Consider the following 23,735-nt stretch of genomic DNA (forward strand, 5'->3'; position numbering starts at 1 on the left):
CGCGGGCGTACGCGCCGGTGCGGGCCGCGCGGCCGGTGCGGGCGGATGCGGGCGGGCGCGGCCGGTGACGGCAATTCCCGTGTCGGCTCCCCTTACCGGCGGCCGTCGCCGTACGGTGGTGAACCGGGGGCACAGATCATCCGCAGCCGTGGGGAGAGAGGGCCTGGGCCATGGATCATGGCACCGACCGGGGGGCCGGGGCGCCTGGCGGCCACGAGGCCGGGACGATCGCGGTCACGGACCCGGCCGCGCCAGGACGTGTTCCGCTCGCCGTGGCGGTCGTCGACCGCGAGGGACTGGTGTCCCACTGGAGCGGCGGCGCGCGACGGCTCTTCGGCGCAGCCGAGGAGGCCGCGCTCGGCCGCCCGGCGATCGACCTGCTGCCCGTCACGGGCGCACTCGCGCCGGACGAGGCCCCCGCGTCCCGTCACCCGGCCGCGGGCCGCGCCCGCCTCACCGTGCCCACCGGCGACCGCGTCGCCGTGCTGTGGTGGGCCTACCCGCTGGCCGGACCCGGCCCCGAACGGCTGCTGGTGCTCGCCGTCGACGCGGCGGCCCTGCGCCCGCGGGAGCACGGGGAGCGCGCCCCTGCCGGGGAGCCCGGTGACGTCCTGGCCGTCGAGCGCGTCGCGCCCGGTTTCACCCCGCGCACCGACGTCCCCGCCGCCCTGGAACTGGCCCGCAGGCTCCCCGCGCTCCTGCCCGGCATGAGCATCGCCGACAGCGCCTGGATCGTCGCCCAGGCCCTCGAACTGGGCTACCCGGTCCTGGAGTTCGGCGGGCACGACCGGGTGCCGGTCGTCCCGGCCTGAGGGACGGGGACGCCGGGGCGCCACGACGGCGGCCGGCGCGCGCATGTTCTGGTCTGCGGTCCGGGCCGCGCGTAACGTGAGGCGGACAAAGATCCGCGGCCGCGAACGGCGGAGTTGGGAGCATGGTGAAGATCCTCATCAGCGCCGACATGGAGGGCGCCACCGGCGTCACCTGGCCGGCCGACGTCCTGCCGGGGACACCGCAGTGGGAGCGGTGCCGGTCGATGTTCACCTCGGACGTCCAGGCCGCCGCGCTGGGCTTCTTCGACGGCGGCGCGGACCAGGTGCTGGTCAACGAGGCGCACTGGACCATGCGCAACCTGCTCCTGGAACAGCTCGACGAACGGGTCGAGATGCTGACCGGGCGGCACAAGGCGCTGTCCATGGTGGAGGGCGTGCAGCACGGCGACGTCGACGGCATCGCGTTCGTCGGCTACCACGCGGGCGCCGGCATGGAGGGCGTCCTCGCCCACACCTATCTCGCCAACTCCATCACCGGCGTCTGGCTCGACGACGTCCGGGCCAGCGAGGGCCTGCTCAACGCGCACGTGGTCGCCGAGTACGGCGTCCCGGTGGTGCTGGTCACCGGCGACGACGTGGCGTGCGAGGACGCGCTCGGGTACGCGCCCGAGGCGCTGAAGGTCGCGGTGAAGGACCATGTGTCGCGGTACGCGGCCGTGTGCCGGACGCCGGCCAGGACCGCCGCCGACATCCGGGCGGCGGCGAAGCAGGCGGTGGCGCTCGCCGGGAGACGGGATCCGGTCGTCGGTGGACCGTATACAGTCGCCGTCGAGTTCGACGCCGAGCACCTGTCGTCGGCGGCCACGGTCGTGCCGGGTGTCGACCGCATCGGGGAACGCAAGGTGGCGTACACCAGTCCGACCATGTACGAGACGATCCGCACCTTCAAGGCGGTCACCACCGTCGTCTCGGCCGCCGTGGAGGAGCAGTATGGCTGACCGGCTCGCGATGGACGAGGTCGTCGAGTTCACCTCCGACCTCATCCGCCTCGACACCACCAACCGGGGCGGCGGCGACTGCCGGGAGCGGCCCGCCGCCGAGTACGCGGCCGCGCGGCTCGCCGAGGCCGGACTCGCCCCCGTCCTCCTGGAACGCACCCCGGGCCGGACCAACGTCGTCGCCCGCGTCGAGGGCACCGACCCGTCCGCCGACGCGCTGCTCTTGCACGGTCACCTGGACGTCGTCCCCGCCGAGGCCGCCGACTGGAGTGTGCACCCGTTCTCCGGGGAGGTCCGCGACGGGGTCGTCTGGGGCCGGGGCGCGGTCGACATGAAGAACATGGACGCGATGATCCTCGCCGTCGTCCGGGCCTGGGCCCGCGCGGGGGTGCGGCCCCGCCGCGACATCGTGATCGCGTTCACCGCCGACGAGGAGGCCAGCGCCGAGGACGGCTCCGGGTTTCTCGCCGACACGCACCCGGAGCTGTTCGAGGGCTGCACCGAGGGCATCAGCGAGTCCGGCGCGTTCACCTTCCACGACGGCCTCGGCCGCCAGATCTACCCGATCGCCGCCGGCGAACGCGGCACCGCCTGGCTCAAGCTCACCGCGCGCGGCCGTGCCGGGCACGGCTCCAAGGTGAACCGGGAGAACGCGGTCACGCGGCTGGCCGCCGCGATCACCCGGATCGGCGCCCACGAGTGGCCGCTGCGGCTCACCCCGACCGTGCGGGCCGCGCTCACCGAACTCGCCGCCCTCTACGGCATCGACACCGACCTCGGCGACGTGGACCGGCTGCTGGAGAAGCTCGGGCCGACGGCCAAGCTGGTCGAGGCGACCGTGCGCAACAGCGCCAACCCGACGATGCTGGACGCCGGTTACAAGATCAACGTCGTTCCGGGCGAGGCGGTGGCGTACGTCGACGGGCGGTATCTGCCCGGCGGCGAGGAGGAGTTCCGCACCACCCTGGACCTGCTCACCGGGCCGGACGTGGACTGGGAGTTCCACCACCACGAGGTCGCCCTCCAGGCGCCGGTGGACTCGGCGACGTACGCCGGACTGCGCGCGGCCGTCGAGGAGTTCGCGCCGGAGGGACATGTCGTGCCGTACTGCATGTCGGGCGGCACCGACGCCAAGCAGTTCTCCCGGCTCGGCATCACCGGCTACGGCTTCACCCCGCTGAAGCTGCCCGAGGGCTACGACTACCAGGCCATGTTCCACGGCGTCGACGAGCGGGTGCCGGTGGAGGCGCTGCACTTCGGGGTGCGCGTCCTCGACCGCTTCCTGCGGACGGCCTAGGCGGACGGGGGAGACAGGTGCACACCCTGCCCTACGGCTCGTGGCCCTCGCCGATCGAAGCGGCCGTCGCCGCCGCCCACGACGGCCGTCCCGAGTACGTCGGATTCGTCGGCGACGAGGTGTGGTGGACCGAGCCGCGGCCCGCCGAGGGCGGACGGCGCGCCCTGGTGCGCCGGCTCCCGGACGGCGGGGAGGAGGCGGTGCTGCCCGCGCCGTGGAACGTGCGCAGCAGGGTGTGGGAGTACGGCGGGCGGCCCTGGGCGGGCGCGGTCGTCGACGGCCGGCCGCTGGTGGTGTTCGCGCACTTCGCCGACCAGCGGCTGTACCGGTACGAGCCCGGCGGCGGCGCCCCGCGTCCGCTGACGCCGGTGTCGGCGGTGGGCGGCGGGCTGCGCTGGGCGGATCCGCTGGTGCGGGCCGACCGCGGCGAGGTGTGGTGCGTCCTGGAGGAGTTCACCGGCGAGGGGCCCGGCGACGTCCGCCGGGTGCTCGCCGCCGTACCGCTGGACGGCTCCGCCGCCGAGGACCGGGACGCCGTGCGGGAACTCAGCGACGGCGGGCACCGGTTCGTCACCGGGCCGCGGCTCGCGCCCGGCGGGCGGCGCGTGGCCTGGCTCGGCTGGGACCATCCGCGGATGCCGTGGGACGGGACGGAACTGCGCGTCGCCGATGTCGGGGACGACGGACGGCTGCGGGACGCGCGGACGGTGGCCGGCGGACCGGAGGAGTCCATCGCGCAGGCCGACTGGTCGACGGACGGCAGTCTTCTGTATACAAGCGACCGTACGGGCTGGTGGAACCTCTACCGGTGGCACCTGGACCGCGACGACGAGCCGACCGCCCTGTGCCCGCGCGAGGAGGAGTTCGGCGGCCCGCTGTGGAAGGTAGGACACCACTGGTTCGCCCCGCTGGACAACGGGCTGATCGCCGCGGTACACGGTCGCGGGTCGACCGCACTCGGCATACTGGATCCCGAATCCGGCGAACTCGTCGACGCCGCCGGCCCGTGGACCGAGTTCGCGCCCACCCTCGCCGTCCACGGCGAGCGCGTCGTCGCCGTCGGAGCCAGCCCGCGCAGCGCCTACGAGGTGGTCGAGCTCAACACCCGGACCGGCCGCGCCCGGGTCGTCGCCGCCGCGCACGACGACGCCGTCGACCCCGCCTACTACCCCGAGCCGCAGATCCGCACCTTCACCGGCCCCGACGGCCGCGAGATCCACGCCCGCGTCTACCCCCCGCACCATCCGGTCTGCACCGCCCCCGCCCAGGAGCTGCCGCCGTACGTCGTGTGGGCGCACGGCGGGCCCACCGACCGCGCCCCGCTCGTCCTCGACCTCGCCATCGCCTACTTCACCACGCGCGGCATCGGCGTCGCCGAGGTCGACTACGGCGGCTCCAGCGGCTACGGGCGCGCCTACCGGGAGCAGCTGCGCGAGCAGTGGGGGGTGGTTGACGTCGAGGACTGCGCGGCCGTCGCGCTCGCCCTCGCCGACGAGGGCACCGCGGACCGGGCGCGGCTGGCGATCCGGGGCGGCAGCGCGGGCGGCTGGACGGCCGCCGCCTCCCTGGCCGCCGGCGACGTCTACGCCTGCGGCACGATCAGCTATCCCGTCCTCGACCTCGCCGGCTGGGCGTCGGGGGAGACCCACGACTTCGAGTCCCGCTACCTGGAGAGCCTGGTCGGGCCGTTCGCCGAGGTGCCCGCACGGTACGCCGAGCGCTCGCCGGTGACTCGCGCCGACCGGATTGCCGTACCGTTTCTGCTGCTCCAGGGACTGGACGACGTGATCTGTCCGCCCGTGCAGTGCGAGCGGTTCCTGGCCCGGCTGGACGGACGCCGGGTGCCGCACGCCTACCTCGCCTTCGAGGGCGAGGGCCACGGGTTCCGCCGGGCGGAGACCATGGTCCGCGCCCTGGAGGCGGAACTGTCCCTGTACGCGCAGGTCTTCGGGCTGCGGCCACCGCCGGGCGTGCCCCGGCTGGAGCTGACCAAGTGACGGAAGCGGAGTCGATCAGGTGAAGGAACTCGTCCGCCCGCCCCGGCTCGCCCCCGGCGCCCGGGTCGCGGTCGTCGCGCCCAGCGGGCCCGTGCCCGAGGAGCGGCTGCAGGCCGGGCTCGACGTGCTGCGCGGCTGGGACCTCGACCCGGTGGTGGCACCGCACGTCCTCGGCCGGCACCACGAGTTCCCCTACCTCGCGGGCACCGACGCCGACCGGGCCGCCGACTTCCAGGCCGCCTGGTGCGACCCGTCGGTGGCGGCGGTGCTGTGCGCCCGCGGCGGTTACGGCGCGCAGCGCATGGCCGACCTGCTCGACTGGGACGCGCTGCGCGCCGCGGGCCCGAAGGTACTGGTCGGCTTCAGCGACGTCACCGCGCTGCACGAGGCGTTCGCCACCCGGCTGGGCCTGGTCACCCTGCACGGGCCGATGGCCGCCGGGATCGACTTCGTCAAGAACGACCGCGCCCAGGAACACCTGAGGGCCACCCTGTTCGCGCCGGAGACCGTCCGCACCATCGCGTCCGGGGGCCGCGCCCTGCTGCCGGGCCGGGCGCGCGGCGTCGTCCTCGGCGGCTGCCTGTGCCTGCTCGCCGCCGAACTCGGCCACCCGCACGCCCGGCCCGGCGCGTCCGGAGGGCTGCTCTGTCTGGAGGACGTGGGGGAGGAGACGTACCGCCTGGACCGCTATCTCACCCAGCTCCTGCGGGCCGGCTGGCTCGACGGGGTGCGCGGGGTGCTGCTCGGCTCGTGGGAGGAGTGCGATCCCTACGACCGGGTGCGCGCCCTGCTCACCGAACGGCTCGGCCCGCTCGGGGTGCCGGTGGTGGAGGAGTTCGGATTCGGCCACTGCGCCGGGGCGTTGACGATCCCGTTCGGAATACGGGCGGAACTCGACGCGGACGCGGGGACCTTGACGCTGGACGAACCCGCGTTGAGCTGAACGCACGCTCGCCATCAGTCAGTTGAATTTCCGTCAAGAAACCCTCATCCGGGTGATTGACCTTCCCTGACACGTGTCACAGCATGACTACCGGCCAGTACCTACTGGTCGGTATCGGGTTGTCCTCAGCGTGGAGGTCCATGTGCCCCGACGTGTCCCCAGACCACGTGCCGCCCTCGCCGCCGCGCTCGGCGCGGCCCTGACCGCACCGCTCGCCCTCACCGCTCCCGCCGCCGCGACCACTGCTTACACGGTGACCCCGCTGACGTTCACCGTCCGGGCCGGCGACCGCACCTGTACCGTCGACGCCGACCTGTACCGGCCCGCCGGTGCCGACCGCGACCACCCCGCCCCCGCCGTGCTCGGCACCAACGGCTTCGGCGGCAGCAAGGACGACGGGTCCACGGACGCCATCGGCAAGGCCTTCGCCCAGCGCGGATACGTCTCCCTCGTCTACTCCGGGCTCGGCTTCGGCAAGTCGGGCTGCCTCATCTCCCTCGACGACCCGGAGACCGACGGCCGTGCCGCCGCCCAGCTCGTCGACTTCCTCGCCGGGAAGCGTGCCGCCGACGACGGCACCCGCGCCGACTACGTCACCCTCGACGGCGCCGGCGACCCGCGCGTCGGCATGATCGGCGGCTCCTACGGCGGCGCCGTACAGCTGGCCACCGCCGCCGTCGACCGGCGCGTCGACGCGCTCGTGCCGATGATCACCTGGAACGACCTCGCCTACTCCCTCGACCCGAACAACGCGGTCGGTGCCCAAAGAGTGCCGGGCGCCTTCAAATGGCAGTGGACCAACGGCTTCTACCTCATGGGCGAGGGCCAGCCGCTGCTCCAGCCCAGCCTCGACCCGTCCCGCATCAACTCCCTGGCCTGCCTGCACTTCGTCACCCAGGCCTGCCGGACGGTGCGCACCCTCAACTCCGGCAGCTACCCGGCCGACCGGACGGACCAGCTGCTCGACTACGCCCACAGCGTCTCCCCGGCCTCCTACCTGCACCGGGTCAGGACACCGACCCTCCTGGTGCAAGGGCAGGCCGACAGCCTGTTCAACCTCAACGAGGCGACCGCCACCTACCGGACGCTGAAGGCGCAGGGCACACCGGTCAAGATGATCTGGCAGGCCTGGGGCCACAGCGGCGGCCTCACCGATCCCGCCGCCGGCGAACTGAACCTCGCCCAGGGCAACCTGGAGACCAGCTACGTCGGCCGCCGCGTCCTCGCCTGGTTCGACCGCCACCTGCGCCACCGGCGCACCGACACCGGACCGGCCTTCGCCTACTACCGCGACTGGATCAGCGACCCGGACGACACCTACGCCACCGCCGACGCGCCGCCCGCACCCACGAGCACGCTGTACCTCTCCGGCGACGGCAAGCTCGTGGACAACCGGACGAAGGTGACGCGCGGCAGCCGCACCTACACCAACTGGCTGCTGCCCAGCAGCCATTCGGAGAGCTCGCTCGCCGGGCTGATCGGACTGCCCGATCCGGAGCCGTACGACACCCCCGGCACCCACCTCGCGTGGACCGGCGAGCCGCTGACCCGGCCGCTGACCGTCGTGGGCGCGCCCCGCGTCACCCTGAAGGTCGTCTCCCCGGCGGCCGAACGCACCCAGAACTCCGACGACGCCGCCGACAAGCTCGTGCTGTTCGCCAAGCTGTACGACGTCGCGCCCGACGGCACCAAGACGCTGGTGCGCCGGCTGGTCGCCCCGGTGCGGGTGCCGGACGTCACCGAGCGGTTCACCGTCACCCTGCCGGGGATCGTCCACCGCTACCCGCAGGGGCACCGGCTGCGGTTCGTGATCGCGGCGAGCGACGGCGCCTACTTCGGCAACCGGGGCGTGAAGCCGGTGACCGTGGTGAGCGCGCCGGACGACACCGGCGTGCTGCGCCTCCCGGTGACGGGCGGCTGAGTCACCCCGCGGGCGCCCCCGCCGTGCGGACGGCGGGCTTCGGGCTCACTCTGGTCCCATGAGCCCGAAGACCCCGGCGTAGGCTGTTCCAATGCCGCACGCCACCTCCCGCTATCTCGCCGAGGGCCCCCGGGTGGGGATACGCCACTTCACCCACCGCGACGGCGACGAGTTCGTCGCGCGCGTCCGGGAGAGCAAGGACCTGCACCACCCGTGGCTGTTCCCGCCGGACACCCTCGAGGCGTACGGCGCCTACGCCGGCCGGCTCATCGACGACCCGGCGAAGGCGGGCTTCCTGGTCTGCGAGAAGGACGGCGCGGACGGACCCGGGGCGATCGCCGGGTTCATCAACATCAACAACATCGTCGGCGGCGGCTTCCAGTGCGGCGCCCTCGGCTACGGCGCCTTCGCGCACGCCGCCGGGCGCGGGCTGATGCGCGAGGGCCTGGAGCTGGTGGTGGGGTACGCGTTCGGGCCGATGCGGCTGCACCGCCTGGAGATCAACGTCCAGCCCGGCAACACCGCCTCCATCGGCCTCGCCAAGGCCCTGGGCTTCCGCCTGGAGGGCTTCTCGCCGGACATGCTCTTCATCGACGGGGCCTGGCGCGACCACGAACGCTGGGCGCTCACCGCCGAGATGCGGGCTTCCGGTTGACCTTCATCGTGTCGAGGTCCGTGACGGTCGACTTCAGGCCCGTGAAACCGTAGCCGAGCGCCCGCAGCGCCGACTCGGCACGGTCCTCGGCGAGCGCCGCCGCCATCTCGTACCGCTGAAGCACTTCTCGATGCGTTTCGTCGTGGTGTCGGACGCGGCCGACGGCGACCGTCGACCGCATACGGAATATCGTCGTACGCGCGGCAGGGACGCCTTTGCCCAATCCTGACCGGCAGATCCTCTGTGCAGCGGGCCGCTCGCCCGGTTCCATGGTGATCGTGACGACGATCCGACGCGCCGTAGTGACCCTGCCCGCCGCCGAATCGGGTCCCGACAACCCGCTGCCCCCGCTGCGGCCCCTCGACGAGGCGCATCGCGCCGACGAGCGGGACCGCCGGGACCTGCCGCGCGACATGGCCCGCCAGATCGCCTACGAGCCACTGCGCGGCCTGCTGCCCGTCCCGCTCCGCGACGGCTACGGCCGCCGCCGCTCACCCCGCGACCTGGACGCGCTGGTGATCGAGAACGACCGGCTGAGCGCCACCGTGCTCCCGGGCCTCGGCGGACGGCTCGTCTCCCTCGTGCACCGGGGCCGCGAACTCCTCTACCGCAACCCCGTCCTGCAGCCCGCCAACTTCGCCCTCAACGGCGCCTGGTTCTCCGGCGGCGTCGAATGGAACATCGGCGCCACCGGCCACACCACCCTGTCCTGCTCACCCCTGCACGCCGCCCGCGTCCCCGCCCCCGACGGCGGCGAGATGCTGCGGCTGTGGGAGTGGGAACGCCTGCGCGACCTGCCCTTCCAGGTCGACCTGTGGCTGCCGGACGGCTCCGACTTCCTCCACGTCGGCGTCCGCGTCCGCAACCCGCACGAGCGCCCCGTGCCCACCTACTGGTGGTCCAACATCGCCGTCCCCGAGCAGTGCCGGGTGCTGGCGCCCGCCGACGAGGCCTGGCAGTTCGGCTACGAGCGGCGGCTGCGCCGGGTGCCGGTACCGGCGTACGACGGCGTCGACCGCACGTACCCCCTCAACAGCACCCACGCCGCCGACTGGTTCTACGACCTGCCCGACGGCCGGCGCCGCTGGATCGCCGCGGTCGGCGCCGACGGACACGGCCTGGTGCAGACCTCCACCGACGTGCTGCGCGGCCGCAAGCTCTTCGTGTGGGGCACCGGCGGCGGCGGACGGCGCTGGCAGGACTGGCTCACCGAGCCCGGCACCGGCGGCTACTGCGAGATCCAGGCCGGTCTCGCCCGCACCCAGCTCGAACACGTCCGCCTGGAGGCGGAGAGCGAGGTGTCCTGGCTGGAGGCGTACGGGCCGCTCGGCACCCCGCCCGACGGCGAGTGGACCGACGTACTGCGCACCGCGGAGGACCGGCTGGAGGCCGCCCTGCCGCGCCGGGCCGTCGACGACGCGTACGCCGCCTGGCGGCCGTACGCCGACACCGGACCCGGCGAGATCCTCGCCCGCGGCTCCGGCTGGGGCGCCCTGGAGGTGCTGCGCGGCGGCTGGAAGCTGCCCGGCACACCCTTCGACGAGAGCACCCTCGACGACGCCCAGGCGCCCTGGCTGCACCTGCTGCACGCCGGCGCCCTGCCCGAGCCCCGCCGGTCCGGGGCGCCCGGGCCGACCCTGGTCGCCCCGCACTGGCGGGACATGCTGGAGACCGCGCCCGCCACCCCGCTCACCGAGTACCACCTGGGGGTCGCCCAGTGGCACGCCGGCGACCGGGCGCAGGCCGTGCGCAGCTGGGAGCGGGGCCTCGCCCTCGCCCCCGCCGACTGGCCCGCCCTGCGCTGCCTCGCCGTCGCGGACCGCGTGGACGGCCACCCCGAGCGGGCCGCCGACCGGTACGCGCAGGCCTTCGACGACCTGTGCCGGGACGACTTCGAGGGGCGGGCCGCGGTCACCGCCGCCCTGGCGCGGGAGGCCGTCGAGGCGCTGCTCGCGGTGGGGCGGGCCGCCGGGGCGCGCGCCGTGTGGGAACGCCTGGACCCGGACACCCGGCAGCGCGGCGCGTTCCGGCTGCTGGAGGCCGAACTGCTGCTCGCCGAGGGACGCCCGGACGCGGCGCGGGCCGTCTTCGACGCCGGGTTCGAGGTCGCCGACCTGCGGGAGGGCGCCGAGGCCATCGGCGAGCTGTGGGCCCGGCTCTCCGACGAACCGCTGCCCGCGCGGTACGACTTCCGGATGCGCCCGCCCACGCGGTGACCACGTGTTACCCGCGGCGGGCGCCGGGTACCCGGCCGCCATGGACCGCTTGGATCATCTGGAGCATCTGGACAGACATCTCGTCGACGAACTGGCGCAGGTGGCGCGCGAGACGATCCGCGACGAACTGCGGCAGCAGACCCGGAAGCAGCGCCGTACGGCCATGCTGTACGCCGCGTCCGGCACCGTCGCCCTGTACGCGGGCGCGGCCCTCGCGCTCGCCGTCGGGCTCGCCCTCGCCCTGGCGCTGCCGGACTGGGCCGCCGCGCTGATCACCGCGGCCCTGCTCGGTGCCGTCGCCTACGCGCTGCGCGGCGCCGCCCGGCCCAAGCACGACTCGATGTACGACTCCGGCGACGGGCACACCCTCGGCGGCACACCGCCGGCGGCACCGCCGAGCGGGCTCGGCATGCCGTACCCGCCGATGCCGTCGACCGCCCCGCGCACCCCGGCGCCGGGGCAGCAGGGCACCGACCCCGAGTCCCCGCACCACCGGGCCTGACCCGCGGTGCGCGGGACGGGCAGGCGCACGGGGCGCGGCCGGGCCGTCGTGGTCACCGGGGCCAGCGGCGGCGTGGGCCGCGCCACGGCCCGCGCCTTCGCCGCGCGCGGCGACCGGGTCGCCCTGCTGGCCCGCGGCCGCGAGGGCCTGGCCGCAGCCGCCGACGACGTGCGGCAGGCGGGCGGGGAGGCGCTGGTCGTCACCGTCGACATGGCCGACGCGAGGGCCGTCGAGGACGCCGCCCAGCAGGTCGTCGACGCCTTCGGCCACATCGACGTCTGGGTCAACAACGCGTTCTGCGGGGTGTTCGCCCCGTTCACCGACATCACCGCCGACGAGTACCGCCGGGTCACCGAAGTGACCTACCTGGGCTACGTGTCCGGCACCCGGGCCGCGCTGCGGCACATGCGGCCGCGCGACCGGGGCACGATCGTGCAGGTCGGCTCCGCGCTCGCCTACCGCGGGGTGCCGCTGCAGAGCGCGTACTGCGGGGCCAAGCACGCCATCCAGGGCTTCACCGAGTCGCTGCGGTGCGAGCTGCTGCACGAGGGCAGCCGGGTGCGGACCACGATGGTGCAGCTGCCGGCGGTCAACACCCCGCAGTTCGACTGGCTGCTGAGCCGGATGCCGGGCCGCGCCCGCCCGGTGGCCCCCGTGTACCAGCCGGAGGTCGCGGCCCGCGCGATCGTCCACGCGGCGTCCCACCCGCGGCGGCGCGAGTACTGGGTCGGCGGCTCCACGGTCGCCACGCTGCTCGGCAACGCCGTGGCGCCCGGACTGCTCGACCGGTACCTGGCGCGCACCGGGTTCGGCTCCCAGCAGGAGTCCCGGCCGGAGGCGGGACAGCGGCAGGAGGCGACCGGCGGCGGGAACCTGTGGGCGCCGGCCGACGGGCCGCACGGACGCGACTTCGGGGCGCACGGCCGCTTCGACGAGGAGTCCCACGACCGCAGCCCCCAGCAGTGGCTGTCCCGGCAGCGCGGCCGGATGGGCACGGCCCTCACCGCGGGCGCCGCCCTGCTCGCGGCCCGCGCCCTGACGCGGGCCGCACGGCGGTAGACCTCAGTTCCCCGGCAGCCGCGGCAGCACCTTCGTCCGGTAGAAGTCGAAGAAGCCGCGCTGGTCGGGGCCGATCTGGTTGACGTAGACGACGTCGAAGCCGGCGTCCGCGAACGCGGTCAGCGCGGCCACGTGCTCGTCCGCGTCGTCCCCGCACACCGCGTTCCGCGCGATCATCTCCTCGGTGATCAGCGGCGCCAGCTGCTCGAAGTGGCTCGGTGACGGCAGCACCTGGCCCATCTCGCCGGGCAGGAACTCGTTGGGCCACAGCCGGCGCACGGTACGGACGGCCTCCGCGCGGTCGGTGCCCCAGCAGACCTTGGTGCCGCCGCTGACCGGTTTCATACCGCCGCCGCCCTTGCGGAACCGCTCCACCATGTCCGTCTCCGGCATCATCGTGATGTACCCGTCCCCGACCCTCGCCGCGAGCGCGGTCGCCTTCGGGCCGAAGCCGGAGACATCGATCGGCACCGGCTCGTCCGGGACGGTGTAGAGGCGGGCGTTCTCCACCGTGTAGTGGGTGCCGTGGTGGGTGACCTCCTCGCCGGTGAACAGCCGGCGCATGATCAGGATCGCCTCCTCCAGCATCTCCAGGCGCACGTCCGCGGGCGGCCAGGTGTGGCCGACGACGTGCTCGTTCAGCGCCTCGCCCGAGCCCACGCCGAGCCGGAACCGGCCGTTCGTCATCACCGCGGAGGTCGCGGCGGCCTGCGCCACCACCGCCGGGTGGATCCGGACCGTCGGGCAGGTTACCGCCGTCTCGATGGGCAGCGACACCGCCTGCGAGAGCGCGCCGATCACCGACCACACGAACGGGCTCTGCCCCTGTGCGCTGTTCCAGGGGTGGTAGTGGTCCGAGATCCACAGTGAGCGGAAACCGGCCTGCTCGGCCATCCTGGCCTGTTCCACGAGTTCCGCGGGGCCGAATTCCTCGCAGGACAGGAAATAGCCGTACTCGGGCATGGGGGACCTCCACTACGGGGGCTTCCGGGGACCGGCCGACCGAGTTGCCCGCCCGCCCGGCGGGGAAACGGCGGACGCCCGGGTGCGCCCGGCAGACGTTCGGGTGCCCCCGGCAGACGTTTGGGTGCCCCGGCCGGGGGGACGCGGAAAGCTCGTACCGCGCGTACGAGGTCGTACGGGAGAACCCGTACGGCCTCGTCCGTGCCCGCCTACCTGCCCCCGTACGGGCGAGAACGCCGGAGGCGCACCGTGAGTCGACCCCGCATCGTGGTCGTCGGCGCCGGCTTCGCCGGCTACCGGGCGGCCCGCGCCCTGTCCCGGGCCGCCCGCGACAAGGCCGAGATCACCCTGCTCAACCCGACCGACTACTTCCTGTACCTGCCGCTGCTGCCCCAGGTCGCCGCGGGCATCCTCGAACCGCGCCGGGTCACCGTCTCCCTCTCCGGCACCCTGCCCCGGGTGCGGCTGGTGCTCGGCGAGGCCGACGCGATCGACCTCGACGCGCGCACCGTGCACTACAGCGACCCCGAGGGCGGCGACGGAACCCTCGAGTACGACCGGCTGGTCCTCGCCGCCGGCAGCGTCAACAAGCTCCTGCCCATCCCCGGCGTCGCCGAGCACGCGCACGGCTTCCGGGGCCTGCCCGAGGCGCTCTACCTGCGCGACCACGTCACCCGGCAGGTGGAACTCGCCGCCGCCTCCGACGACCCCGAGAGCTGCGCGGCACGCTGCACGTTCGTCGTCGTCGGTGCCGGATACACCGGCACCGAGGTCGCCGCGCACGGCCGGCTCTTCACCGACGCCCAGGTCCGCAAGCATCCCCTGCGCGAGGGCATGCGGCCCCGCTGGATGCTGCTGGACGTGGCGCCGCGCGTCCTGCCCGAACTGGACGAACGGCTGTCCCGCACCGCCGACCGGGTGCTGCGGCAGCGCGGCGTGGACGTGCGGATGGGCACCTCCGTGAAGGAGGCCACGCGCGACGGCGTCCTGCTGACCGACGGCGAGCACGTCGAGACCCGCACCCTCGTGTGGTGCGTCGGGGTGCGCCCCGACCCGCTCGTCGCGTCGCTGGGGCTGCCCCTGGAACGCGGCCGGCTGCTCGTCGACCCCCACCTCCAGGTGCCCGGCCGGCCCGAGGTGTTCGCCTGCGGGGACGTGGCCGCCGTGCCCGACCTGGAGAAGCCGGGGGAGTACACCCCGATGACCGCACAGCACGCCTGGCGGCAGGGCAAGGTCTGCGCCCGCAACGTCGCCGCGTCGCTCGGCGCGGCGGAGCGGCAGGCCTACCGGCACCGCGACATGGGGTTCGTCGTCGACCTCGGCGGCACCCAGGCCGCCGCGAACCCGCTCGGCGTGCCGATGTCCGGACCGCTCGCCGGGGCGGTCACCCGCGGCTACCACCTCGCCGCGATGCCGGGCAACCGGGTGCGGGTGGCCGCGGACTGGCTGCTCGACGCGGTACTGCCCCGGCAGGCCGTGCAACTCGGACTCGTACGGTCCTGGGCGGTACCGCTCGACACGGCCTCGCCGGAACTGGTGCGGGCGCCGGACGAGGTCGGGGCAGAGGCCGAAGCGAAGGCGGGAGCCGGAAGCGGAAGCGGGAGCGGCAGCGGGAGCGGAGGCGGAACCGGGGGCGCGGGCGGTCGGGCCGTCGGTGACGGGCCCGGTGCCGCGCGGAGCCCGGAGGCCGAGGAGCCCGCGCGGAGCGGGAAGGGCGGGGAACCCGCGAGGAACCAGCCCGGTGGGGAGCCAGCGAAGAGTCATCCGGGTGGGGAGCCCGCGAAGGACCACCCGGGTGGGGAACCCGCCAAGAGCCATCCGGGTGAGGAACCCGTGCGGGGCCCCGGTCAGGATCACGGTCAGGGACGGGGCCAGGGTCGGGGCGGTCGTCCCCTGGGCGCCGTCGTGGACAGCGACGCGGAGTTGTCCGGGGTCGCCGGGCCCTTCCTGGACGCCGAGACGCCCGGTGCCGTCGGCTCGGCCGACATCGAGCCGTCCGGCCCCGGCGAGATGGTGACCGGCGAGGAGGGATCGAGCCCCGCCGAGCCCCGGGCCGACCGCGAGCCGCCCGGCCCCGCCGGTGAGGAGGACTCGGCCGGCGAACCGCCCGGCCCCGTACGGCATCCCCGCACGGGGGCCGCGCCGCGCACCGACCGTGAGCCGCCCGGCCCGGTCAAGGCCTCCGACCTGCCCGCCGATCCCCCCGAGTCCGAGACGCCTGCGGAAGGAGAGCGATGAACACCGCCCAACTCGCCGAACTGGGGCAGCAGTTGCGGGTCGACAGCGTCCGCGCGGCGGCCGCCGCCGGATCCGGGCATCCGACGTCCTCGATGTCGGCCGCCGACCTGATGGCGGTCCTGCTGGCCGGCCATCTGCGCTACGACTTCGACCGTCCCGCCCACCCCGCCAACGACCGTTTCATCCTCTCCAAGGGACACGCGTCCCCCCTGTTCTACGCGGTGCTCAAGGCGGCCGGCGCGATCGACGACCAGGAGCTGCTGACGTTCCGCGAGCAGGGCAGCCGGCTGGAGGGCCATCCCACGCCGCAGCGGCTGCCGTGGGTCGAGACGGCCACCGGCTCGCTGGGCCAGGGGCTGCCGGTCGGCGTCGGCGTCGCGCTCTCCGGCAAGCGGCTGGAGCGCACCGACTACCGCGTCTGGGTGCTGTGCGGCGACAGCGAGTTGGCGGAGGGCTCCGTGTGGGAGGCCGCCGAGCACGCGGGCCACGAGCGTCTGGACAATCTCGTCGTGGTCGTCGACGTCAACCGGCTCGGCCAGCGCGGACCGACCCGGCACGGCCACGACCTGGACGCCTACGGCCGCCGGTTCAGGGCCTTCGACTGGCACACGATCGAGATCGACGGCCACGACGTCGACGCCATCGACCGCGCCTACGGCGAGGCCATATCCACCAAGGGCCAGCCCACCGTGATCCTCGCCCGCACCCTCAAGGGCAAGGGTGTCGAGGGGGTCGAGGACCGGGAGGGCCTGCACGGCAAGCCGCTGCCGGACGCGGAGGACGCGATCGAGCAGCTGGGCGGGGAGCGGGACCTGATCGTCCAGGTACACGAACCGCCGGTCGCCCGGATATTGCATACCGTACGCAACGGGGCGCCCGTAGACCTCCCACGGTGGGAGCGGGGCGGCGACGGCGTCGCCACCCGGGACGCCTACGGCAAGGCCCTCGCCGCGCTCGGCACCGCCCGCGACGACGTCGTCGCCCTCGACGGCGAGGTCAGCGACTCCACCCGAGCCGAGTTCTTCGCCAAGGAACACCCCGACCGCTTCTTCGAGTGCTACATCGCCGAGCAGCAGATGGTCGCCGCCGCGGTGGGCCTCGCCTCCCGCGGCTGGGTGCCGTACGCCTCCTCCTTCGCGGCCTTCCTCACCCGCGCCCACGACTTCGTGCGGATGGCGGCGGTCAGCGGCGCCGGGATCAACCTGGTCGGCTCGCACGCCGGTGTGGCCATCGGCCAGGACGGACCCTCGCAGATGGGCCTGGAGGACCTGGCGATGTTCCGGGCCGTGCACGGCTCGACTGTGCTCTACCCGTGCGACGCCAACCAGACGGCCGCGCTGGTCGCGGCGATGGCCGGGCTCGACGGCATCCGCTACCTGCGCACCTCGCGCGGCGCCGGCCCGGTGCTCTACGAACCGGACGAGGAGTTCCCGATCGGCGGCAGCAAGGTGCTGCGCTCCTCCGAGGGGGACCGGCTCACCCTGGTCGCGGCGGGCGTCACCGTCCCCGAGGCGCTGGCCGCCGCGGACGCCCTCGACCGGGAGGGCATCCAGGTGCGGGTCGTCGACCTGTACTCGGTCAAGCCCGTCGACCGGTTCACCCTGCGCCAGGCCGCCGAGGACACCGGCTGCCTGATGACCGTGGAGGACCACCACCCGGAGGGCGGGCTCGGCGACGCGGTCTGCGAGGCCTTCCTCGACGGCCGCCCCATGCCGCGCCTGGTGCGCCTCGCGGTGCGGACGATGCCGGGCTCCGCGTCGCCCGAGGAGCAGCTGCACGCCGCCGGCATCGACGCCGAGTCCATCGCCGCCGCCGTACGCCTGCTGGTGGAGCAGGCGGTCGTACCGTGACCGATGCGGGCACACGCAGCGTGCGAGCGGGCCGTCGTACCGTCGAGGTGCGGCGGCCCGGCAAGGTGCTGTTCCCCGCCGGCGACGGCCATCCCGAGTACACCAAGGGCGACCTCGTCGACTACTACCGGTCGGTCGCGCCGTTCATGCTGCCGCATCTGCGCGGCCGCCCGCTGATGCTGGAGCGTCATCCGGACGGCGTGGACGGACCCCGTTTCATGCAGAAGAACACCCCGGAGAACTACCCGGACTGGATCACCCGCGTCGAGGTGCCCAAGGAGGGCGGCACCGTCTGCCACACCGTCTGCGACGACTCCGCGACCCTCGTCCACCTCGCCGGCCAGGCCTGCGTCACCCTGCACCGCTGGCTGTCGCGCACCGGCCGGCTGGACCGCCCCGACCGGCTGGTCTTCGACCTCGACCCGCCCGGCGACGACTTCGCGTCCGTCCGGGAGGCGGCCGGTCTGCTCGGCGGACTGCTCGACGAACTGCGGCTGCCGTCCGCCCTGATGACGACCGGCTCGCGCGGACTGCACGTCGTCGTGCCGCTGAACGGACAGCAGGACGCCGACGAGGTACGGCGGTTCGCCCGCGACGTCGCCGACACCCTCGCCGCCGGGCACCCGGACCGGTTCACCACCGCCGCCCGCAAGAAGGACCGCGGCGACCGCCTCTACCTGGACGTGCAGCGCAACGCCTACGCCCAGACCGCCGTCGCCCCGTTCTCCGTCCGGGCCCGCCCCGGCGCTCCCGTCGCCGTACCCGTCACCTGGGACCAGCTCGGCACACCCGGTTTCGGGCCGCGCCGCTGGACCCTCGCCGACGCCGTCGACCAGGCCCGCACCAACCCGTGGGCCGGCGTGCTGAACCGGGGCCGGTCCCTCGCACCGGCCCGGCGCCGGCTCGACGCGCTGCGCGGCTGACGCCCCGGCACCCGTCCCGCCGCGCCCCACCGCTGTGCATTCCACAGGTTTGGCCAAAGAACGAGCGGCCACCCGAACACGGAGGTGGCCATGTCGAACACGAACAGCACATCCCAATCACACAGTTCACAGGAGAACCAGAAGCGGAACACGTCCACGGCGGACGACCGGCCGAGCCCGATGGAGGTGCTGCGCGAGGCGCGCACCCAGCTCGCGGAGCTCACCGGCATGACCGCCGAGACCGTGTCGTCCTTCGAACAGACGGAGGACGGCTGGTCCCTGGAGATCGAGGTCCTCGAACTCACCCGGGTTCCCGACACGATGAGCCTGATGGCGAGCTACCAGGTGGAACTCGACGACCGGGGCCTGCTCACCGGCTACCGGCGCGTGCGCCGCTACGAACGCGGGCGGGCCGACGCACAACGGCCCGGCGGCCGCTAGGCCGCCCTCGAACGCCCGCCACCACACCAGCAGAGAAGGAGGACAGGTCGACATGACCGTTGTCCCGGCACAGCAGACCGGCTCGGGAGGTGGCTCCAGCGGCCTCTACGACGTCCTGGAGCTCGTGCTCGACCGAGGGCTCGTCATCGATGCCTTCGTGCGGGTCTCCCTGGTCGGTATCGAGATTCTGAAGATCGACGTACGGGTCGTCGTCGCCAGCGTCGACACCTATCTGCGCTTCGCCGAGGCGTGCAACCGCCTCGACCTGGAGTCCGGGCCGCGCAAGAGCCCCGGCCTGCCGGACGTCGTCGGGCAGATCACCGAGTCCGGAGCGCGCGGCAAGTCCAAGGGCGCCCTGTCCGGCGCCGCGCAGACCATCTCCGACGCGTTCAAGCAGGCCCGTGACGAGGGCTCGGAGGAGAACGAGCCCAAGTCCCGCAGCCGCCGCACCACCACCCGCCGGAAGGAGGAACAGGAGTGAGCACCTACGTCTACGGCATCGCCGCGCGCTCCCACCCCGCGCTCCCCGACGGCATGGAGGGCGTCGGCGATCCCGCCCGCCCGGTGCGGGTCCTGAAGGAAGGTGAGCTGGCGGCCCTCGTCAGCGACGCACCGGACGGGCTGCGGCCCAAGCGCCGCGACCTGATCGCCCATCAGAACGTGCTCGCCGAGGCGGGCGCCGCGGGCCCCGTGCTGCCGATGCGGTTCGGCAGCGTCGCCCCCGACGACGAGTCGGTCACCGGCGTCCTCGCCGAACGCGCCGAGCACTATCGGGAACGGCTGCGGACTCTCGACGGCAAGGTCGAGTACAACGTCAAGGCCTCCCACATCGAGGAGGCCGTCCTGCATCACGTGATGGCCGAGGACCAGGAGATCAGGTCCCTCGCCGAGGCCAACCGGCAGGCTGGAGGCGGCAGTTACGAGAGCAAGCTGCGGCTCGGCGAGATGGTCGCCGCCGCGGTGCGGGCCAAGGAGACGGAGGACGCCGCCGAGGTGCGGCGGGCGCTGGAGGCGGCCGCGGAAGCGGTGAGCGCCGGGCCCGAGTCCTCGGGTTGGCTGGTCAACCTCTCCTTCCTGGTCGACCGGAACGCGGCCGAGCCGTTCCTGGCCGCGGTCGAGCAGGCCCGCAAGAACCTGCCCCACCTGGAGCTGCGCGCCAACGGGCCGCTGCCGCCGTACAGCTTCGTCGAGCCGGGTCCGGCCCAGACCGCGGGCAGCGCGGCGGGCGCGCAGAGCGCGGAGGGCTGAGCCCGTGGGACTGATCGGCGAAGTGCTGATGCTGCCGTTCGCGCCGGTGCGCGGCAGCGCCTGGGCGGTCAGACAGGTGCTGGCCGAGGCGGAGCGGATCTACTACGACCCCGCCACGGTCCGCGCCGAACTCGCCCGGCTGGAGGAGCAGCTGGACGCCGGGGAGATCACGGAGGAGGAGTTCGACCGCCGCGAGGACGAACTCCTCGACCGGCTGGAGACGTCACGATGAAGGGCCGACTGGTGGCCGTCGCCGTGGTCCTCCTGGCCCGCCGGCAGCTACGGCTGCTGTCCCGGCGGGTCCGGGAGAACCCGCAGGTCCGTGAGATCGAGGAGCAACTCCGCGAGGACCTGCGGGGCGTCCCGGACGCGGCGGCGGACACCCTGGCCCGCTGGGCCGAACGCCGCCTCGACGCGCTCGCCGACCGGCTGCACGAACGGACGGCGGAGATCTACGCGGGCCTGGGCGCGGGCGGGGCCGCGGCGGAGGGTGGGGAGATCGAGGCGCCGTTGGACGAGGACGCCGACGAGATCGACGCGCCGTTGGACGAGGACGCCGACGATTTCGAGGCGCCCTTGGACGGGGATGTCGACGACGGCGAGGAGCCGGTCGACGAGGACGCCGATGAGATCGAGGCGCCGTTGGACGGGGACGCCGACGAGATCGACGCGCCCTTGGACGGGGACGCCGACGAGATCGACGCGCCCTTGGACGGGGACGCCGACGAGATCGACGACGCGCTGGACGGGGACGGCGACGGCAGCGAGGAGCCGGTCGAGGAGTCCGAGGCGCGGGCGCCGGAGCGTCCGGAGACCGCCGCGCAGGACGCCGCGGCGAAGAAGACCGCGGTGCGGAAGGCCAAGAAGGCCACCGCGAAGAAGGCCACGGCCGCGCGGTCCCGCGCCGGGCGGTCCGGTGGGGGGCGGTCCGGCGGCGGGCAGTCCGCCGACAAGCCCGCTGCCTCGAAGCCCACGGCCAAGAAGGCTCCCGCCAAGAAGGCCCCGGCCAAGAAGGCCCCGGCCAAGAAGGCCCCCGCCAAGAAGGCCCCGGCCAAGAAGGCCCCGGCCAAGAAGGCTCCCACCGAGAACGCCGCCGCCAAGAAGACCCCGGCCGAGAACGCCCCTGCCAAGAAGGCCGGTGCCAAGCAGCCCGCCGCCAGGAAGCCCCCCGCGAAGAAGCCGCCGGCCAAGAGGACCGCGGCCGCGCGGAGTGCCGCGCGGAGGTCGGCTTCCGCGAAGGCGGGGGCCCGTACGACGAAGGGAGGCGGTGACCGATGACCGGCGCTCTCGTGCCGGCGGCGTCCGGCCGCCCCGGCCTGCTCGCCGAGGTGGCCCGCAGTGAGGCCGCCGACCGGCTCCGCGCGGAGGCGCGGGAGTATCTGGCCGCCCGGGCGCAGCGGCTGCTGACCGGGGTCGGCCGGGGGCTCGGCGAGGCCACCGTCCGGCTCACCGACATCGCCGAGGGCCGCGACCCCGGCTTCGCCCGGCTCGCCCTCGCCGTCGGCCGCAAGCTCGCCGACGGCAAGGGCCCGGCGCGCGCCGCGCTGGAGCTCGCCGTCGACCGGCTGACGGACCGGCGCGGCGGTACGGCGGCCCGCCCACTCGCCGTCGTCGAGCGGATCGACGTCGGCGTACCGGCGCGCACGGCGTACGACGTGTGGGCGCGCCATCCGCGGGCCCACCCGGCGCCCGGCGACCGGATCGTGTGGACCGCGCACGGCCTGCGGGGCGTGGTCTCCTTCCACCCGCTCGCCGACGACCTCACGCGGGTGCTGCTGATCGCCGAGTACCGGCCCGGCGGCCCGGCCGAGCGGGCCGCCGCCCTGGTGCGGGTGCCCGCCCGCCGTGCCCGCCGGGACCTGACGGACTTCGCGCGGCACATCACGCTGAACGCGCCGAACGGGGTACCCGTGGGAGACAGCCCACCGTCCGCACCCCTGAGCGACCGGCCGACCGCCGAACGGAGCCGCCGATGACAACCCCCAGCCGGCTACCCGAGCAGTACGGCCGCGACGGCGGCGCCAACCTCGCGGACATCCTCGAACGGGTCCTCGACAAGGGCGTCGTCATAGCGGGCGACATCAGGATCAACCTGCTGGACATAGAACTGCTCACCATCAAGCTGCGCCTCATCGTCGCCTCCGTCGACAAGGCGAAGGAGATGGGCATCGACTGGTGGGAGAGCGATCCGGCGCTGTCCTCGCGCGCCCGCCGCGACGAACTCGCCCGCAAGGACGAACTGGCCCGGGAGAACGCCGAGTTGCGGGATCGGCTGGCGGCTCTGGAGGGAGAGCGATCACGATGACCACCGGACTGCGCTATGTGTACGCCGTCTGCCGCCCGTTCGGCGCCCCCCTCCAGTCGCAGCTGTCGGGTGTGGCGGGCGTGCCGCCCCGGCTGCTGCACCACCACGGCTTCGTCGCCGTCGTCAGCACGGTCCCCGAGCGGCACTTCGCCGAGGAGCCGCTGCGCGCCCACCTGGAGGACCTGGACTGGCTCACCGACACGGCGCGCGCCCACCAGCAGGTGATCGACGCGCTGACGACGGTCACCACCCCGTTGCCGCTGCGGCTGGCCACCGTCTTCCGGGACGACAGCGCCGTGCGGGTGATGATCGAGAGCCGCGAGGACTTCTTCCGGAGCACCCTGGAGCGGCTGGACGGGCGGGTGGAATGGGGCGTGAAGGTCTTCACCGAGCCGGAACCGGGCCAGGAGTCGGAGGGCGGCGAGCGGCCGCGTGAGAAGGCCGCCTCAGGCCGTGACTACCTCCGGCAGCGCCGCTCGCAGGTCCGCGCCCGCGAGGACCTCTGGCAAAAGGCCGAGGATTTCGCCACACGGCTGCACGAATCGCTTTCCGGGTACGCCGAGGATTCCCGGCTGCATCCGCCGCAGAACCCGGCGCTTTCCGGCGCCGCGGGACGGAATGTGCTCAATGCCGCCTATCTGGTGCCGCGCGACCATTCCGAGGAATTCGTGGAACTGGTGGACCGTACGAAGGACGATTCCGACTCCTCGGGAATGCGGGTCGAGCTCACCGGGCCCTGGGCCGCCTACTCCTTCGTGGGAGACATCGCGGGCGGCGGCGAGGAGGAGAACGGGGAGGGCGAACTGTCGTGACCGTCGTGGAACGCCGGGAGGTCGCCCTGGTGGACCTGCTGGACCGGCTGCTGGCCGGCGGCGTCGTCATCACCGGCGACATCACGCTGCGCATCGCGGACGTCGACCTCGTCCGCATCGACCTGAACGCCCTGATCAGCTCGGTGAACGCGCAGGTGCCGTCGCCGTGGGAAGAGTGAACGTGAAAGGAGTGACCCGGTGACGACGAGCGACCCGGTGACGACGAGTGACCCGGTAACGGCGAGCGGCCCGGCGACGAGTAACGACCCGGCGACGAGTAACGACCCCGTGGCGGACCGCCTCGTGACGAACCCGGACCGCCGCAGGCGGCTCGACCTGGAACCCGACACCGTCGAACGCGACCTCGTCAAGCTCGTCCTCACCGTCGTCGAGCTGCTGCGCCAGCTGATGGAGCGGCAGGCGGTGCGCCGCTTCGACACGGGGGACCTGACCGAGGAGCAGGAGGAGCGGATCGGGCTCACCCTGATGCTGCTCGACGACCGGATGACCGAACTGCGTGAGCGCTACGGACTGCGGCCCGAGGACCTGAATCTGGACCTCGGGCCGCTCGGACCGTTGCTTCCCCGGGACTGA

At 73.9% G+C, this 23,735-nt stretch carries 23 protein-coding genes and 2 pseudogenes; 23 read left to right on the top strand and 2 right to left on the bottom strand.

Features of this window, described 5'->3' with window-relative positions:
- Positions 1-170: 170 nt before the first annotated feature.
- The 7 genes and pseudogenes from AMK31_RS23370 to AMK31_RS23400 all read left to right on the top strand — a co-directional run.
- Positions 171-806 (top strand): annotated as a pseudogene (locus AMK31_RS23370) (PAS domain-containing protein); the annotation flags it as partial.
- 131 nt (positions 807-937) lie between these two features.
- A complete protein-coding gene (locus AMK31_RS23375; protein WP_073942743.1) occupies positions 938-1,771 on the top strand; it encodes a M55 family metallopeptidase in 834 nt (277 codons plus the stop codon).
- Complete coding sequence (locus tag AMK31_RS23380; protein WP_073942573.1) at positions 1,764-3,068, top strand: M20/M25/M40 family metallo-hydrolase; 1,305 nt, start codon at positions 1,764-1,766, stop codon at positions 3,066-3,068. Before AMK31_RS23375 ends, AMK31_RS23380 begins: the two co-directional genes overlap by 8 nt.
- Before the next feature lie 17 nt (positions 3,069-3,085).
- The gene (locus AMK31_RS23385) at positions 3,086-5,065 is read left to right on the top strand and encodes a dipeptidyl-peptidase 5 (RefSeq protein WP_073942574.1); all 1,980 of its coding nucleotides are present in this window, start codon (positions 3,086-3,088) and stop codon (positions 5,063-5,065) included.
- A gap of 19 nt (positions 5,066-5,084) precedes the next feature.
- Positions 5,085-6,008, top strand: a complete 924-nt coding sequence (locus AMK31_RS23390) for a S66 peptidase family protein (protein WP_073942575.1) — start codon at positions 5,085-5,087, stop codon at positions 6,006-6,008.
- Between the two features lie 142 nt (positions 6,009-6,150).
- Positions 6,151-7,929, top strand: coding sequence for a CocE/NonD family hydrolase (locus AMK31_RS23395; protein WP_107468698.1), 1,779 nt, complete (start codon positions 6,151-6,153; stop codon positions 7,927-7,929).
- Positions 7,930-8,020: 91 nt separating this feature from the next.
- Positions 8,021-8,584, top strand: a complete 564-nt coding sequence (locus AMK31_RS23400; protein ID WP_073942577.1) for a GNAT family N-acetyltransferase — start codon at positions 8,021-8,023, stop codon at positions 8,582-8,584.
- Here AMK31_RS23400 and AMK31_RS40460 read toward each other — a convergent pair.
- Positions 8,556-8,693 (bottom strand): annotated as a pseudogene (locus AMK31_RS40460) (DUF6204 family protein); the annotation flags it as partial. The gene AMK31_RS23400 and the pseudogene AMK31_RS40460 overlap by 29 nt on opposite strands.
- 160 nt (positions 8,694-8,853) lie before the next feature.
- Here AMK31_RS40460 and AMK31_RS23405 point away from each other — a divergent pair.
- The 3 genes from AMK31_RS23405 to AMK31_RS23415 are packed head-to-tail and all read left to right on the top strand — an operon-like array spanning position 8,854 to position 12,361.
- Positions 8,854-10,800: a DUF5107 domain-containing protein gene (locus AMK31_RS23405; protein ID WP_073942578.1), complete on the top strand. Its 1,947-nt coding sequence runs from the start codon at positions 8,854-8,856 to the stop codon at positions 10,798-10,800.
- A 40-nt stretch (positions 10,801-10,840) separates the two neighbouring features.
- Positions 10,841-11,302 carry a phage holin family protein gene (locus tag AMK31_RS23410; RefSeq protein WP_073942579.1) on the top strand — a complete coding sequence of 154 codons (462 nt, stop codon included), beginning with the start codon at positions 10,841-10,843 and terminating at the stop codon, positions 11,300-11,302.
- Positions 11,303-11,308: 6 nt separating this feature from the next.
- Entirely contained in the window at positions 11,309-12,361 is a 1,053-nt protein-coding gene (locus AMK31_RS23415) for an SDR family oxidoreductase (RefSeq protein ID WP_073942580.1), read from the top strand.
- 3 nt (positions 12,362-12,364) lie between these two features.
- Here AMK31_RS23415 and AMK31_RS23420 read toward each other — a convergent pair whose 3' ends face one another.
- Positions 12,365-13,324, bottom strand: a complete 960-nt coding sequence (locus AMK31_RS23420; RefSeq protein ID WP_073942581.1) for an LLM class F420-dependent oxidoreductase — start codon at positions 13,322-13,324, stop codon at positions 12,365-12,367.
- A 267-nt stretch (positions 13,325-13,591) separates the two neighbouring features.
- On the opposite strand from AMK31_RS23420, the gene AMK31_RS23425 reads away from it, so the two are divergent.
- From AMK31_RS23425 to AMK31_RS23485, 13 genes are all read left to right on the top strand, one after another.
- A complete protein-coding gene (locus AMK31_RS23425; RefSeq protein ID WP_443333944.1) occupies positions 13,592-15,562 on the top strand; it encodes an FAD-dependent oxidoreductase in 1,971 nt (656 codons plus the stop codon).
- Positions 15,559-17,412, top strand: a complete 1,854-nt coding sequence (locus AMK31_RS23430) for a transketolase (protein ID WP_073942583.1) — start codon at positions 15,559-15,561, stop codon at positions 17,410-17,412. The genes AMK31_RS23425 and AMK31_RS23430 overlap by 4 nt, the downstream gene beginning before the upstream one ends.
- Positions 17,409-18,335 carry a non-homologous end-joining DNA ligase gene (ligD, locus tag AMK31_RS23435; RefSeq protein WP_241842706.1) on the top strand — a complete coding sequence of 309 codons (927 nt, stop codon included), beginning with the start codon at positions 17,409-17,411 and terminating at the stop codon, positions 18,333-18,335. The genes AMK31_RS23430 and ligD overlap by 4 nt, the downstream gene beginning before the upstream one ends.
- 90 nt (positions 18,336-18,425) lie before the next feature.
- The gene (locus AMK31_RS23440; protein ID WP_073942584.1) at positions 18,426-18,776 is read left to right on the top strand and encodes a gas vesicle protein GvpO; all 351 of its coding nucleotides are present in this window, start codon (positions 18,426-18,428) and stop codon (positions 18,774-18,776) included.
- Between the two features lie 52 nt (positions 18,777-18,828).
- A complete protein-coding gene (locus AMK31_RS23445) occupies positions 18,829-19,257 on the top strand; it encodes a gas vesicle structural protein GvpA (protein ID WP_073942585.1) in 429 nt (142 codons plus the stop codon).
- Positions 19,254-20,024 (top strand): GvpL/GvpF family gas vesicle protein, encoded by a 771-nt coding sequence (locus AMK31_RS23450; protein WP_073942586.1) that lies wholly within the window; start codon positions 19,254-19,256, stop codon positions 20,022-20,024. Before AMK31_RS23445 ends, AMK31_RS23450 begins: the two co-directional genes overlap by 4 nt.
- A gap of 4 nt (positions 20,025-20,028) precedes the next feature.
- On the top strand, positions 20,029-20,256 hold the full coding sequence (locus AMK31_RS23455) for a gas vesicle protein GvpG (RefSeq protein WP_073942587.1): 228 nt from the start codon (positions 20,029-20,031) through the stop codon (positions 20,254-20,256).
- Positions 20,253-21,302, top strand: coding sequence for a hypothetical protein (locus tag AMK31_RS41075; protein WP_073942588.1), 1,050 nt, complete (start codon positions 20,253-20,255; stop codon positions 21,300-21,302). The genes AMK31_RS23455 and AMK31_RS41075 overlap by 4 nt, the downstream gene beginning before the upstream one ends.
- Entirely contained in the window at positions 21,299-22,000 is a 702-nt protein-coding gene (locus tag AMK31_RS23465; RefSeq protein WP_073942589.1) for a hypothetical protein, read from the top strand. Before AMK31_RS41075 ends, AMK31_RS23465 begins: the two co-directional genes overlap by 4 nt.
- Positions 21,997-22,329 carry a gas vesicle protein gene (locus AMK31_RS23470; RefSeq protein ID WP_073942590.1) on the top strand — a complete coding sequence of 111 codons (333 nt, stop codon included), beginning with the start codon at positions 21,997-21,999 and terminating at the stop codon, positions 22,327-22,329. The genes AMK31_RS23465 and AMK31_RS23470 overlap by 4 nt, the downstream gene beginning before the upstream one ends.
- A complete protein-coding gene (locus AMK31_RS23475; RefSeq protein WP_073942591.1) occupies positions 22,326-23,141 on the top strand; it encodes a GvpL/GvpF family gas vesicle protein in 816 nt (271 codons plus the stop codon). Before AMK31_RS23470 ends, AMK31_RS23475 begins: the two co-directional genes overlap by 4 nt.
- Positions 23,138-23,320: a gas vesicle protein gene (locus AMK31_RS23480; RefSeq protein ID WP_073942592.1), complete on the top strand. Its 183-nt coding sequence runs from the start codon at positions 23,138-23,140 to the stop codon at positions 23,318-23,320. The genes AMK31_RS23475 and AMK31_RS23480 overlap by 4 nt, the downstream gene beginning before the upstream one ends.
- 109 nt (positions 23,321-23,429) lie before the next feature.
- Positions 23,430-23,735 (top strand): gas vesicle protein K, encoded by a 306-nt coding sequence (locus AMK31_RS23485; protein WP_241842709.1) that lies wholly within the window; start codon positions 23,430-23,432, stop codon positions 23,733-23,735.

Origin of the sequence: Streptomyces sp. TSRI0107 (assembly GCF_001905845.1) — a bacterium.
Taxonomy (GTDB): domain Bacteria; phylum Actinomycetota; class Actinomycetes; order Streptomycetales; family Streptomycetaceae; genus Streptomyces.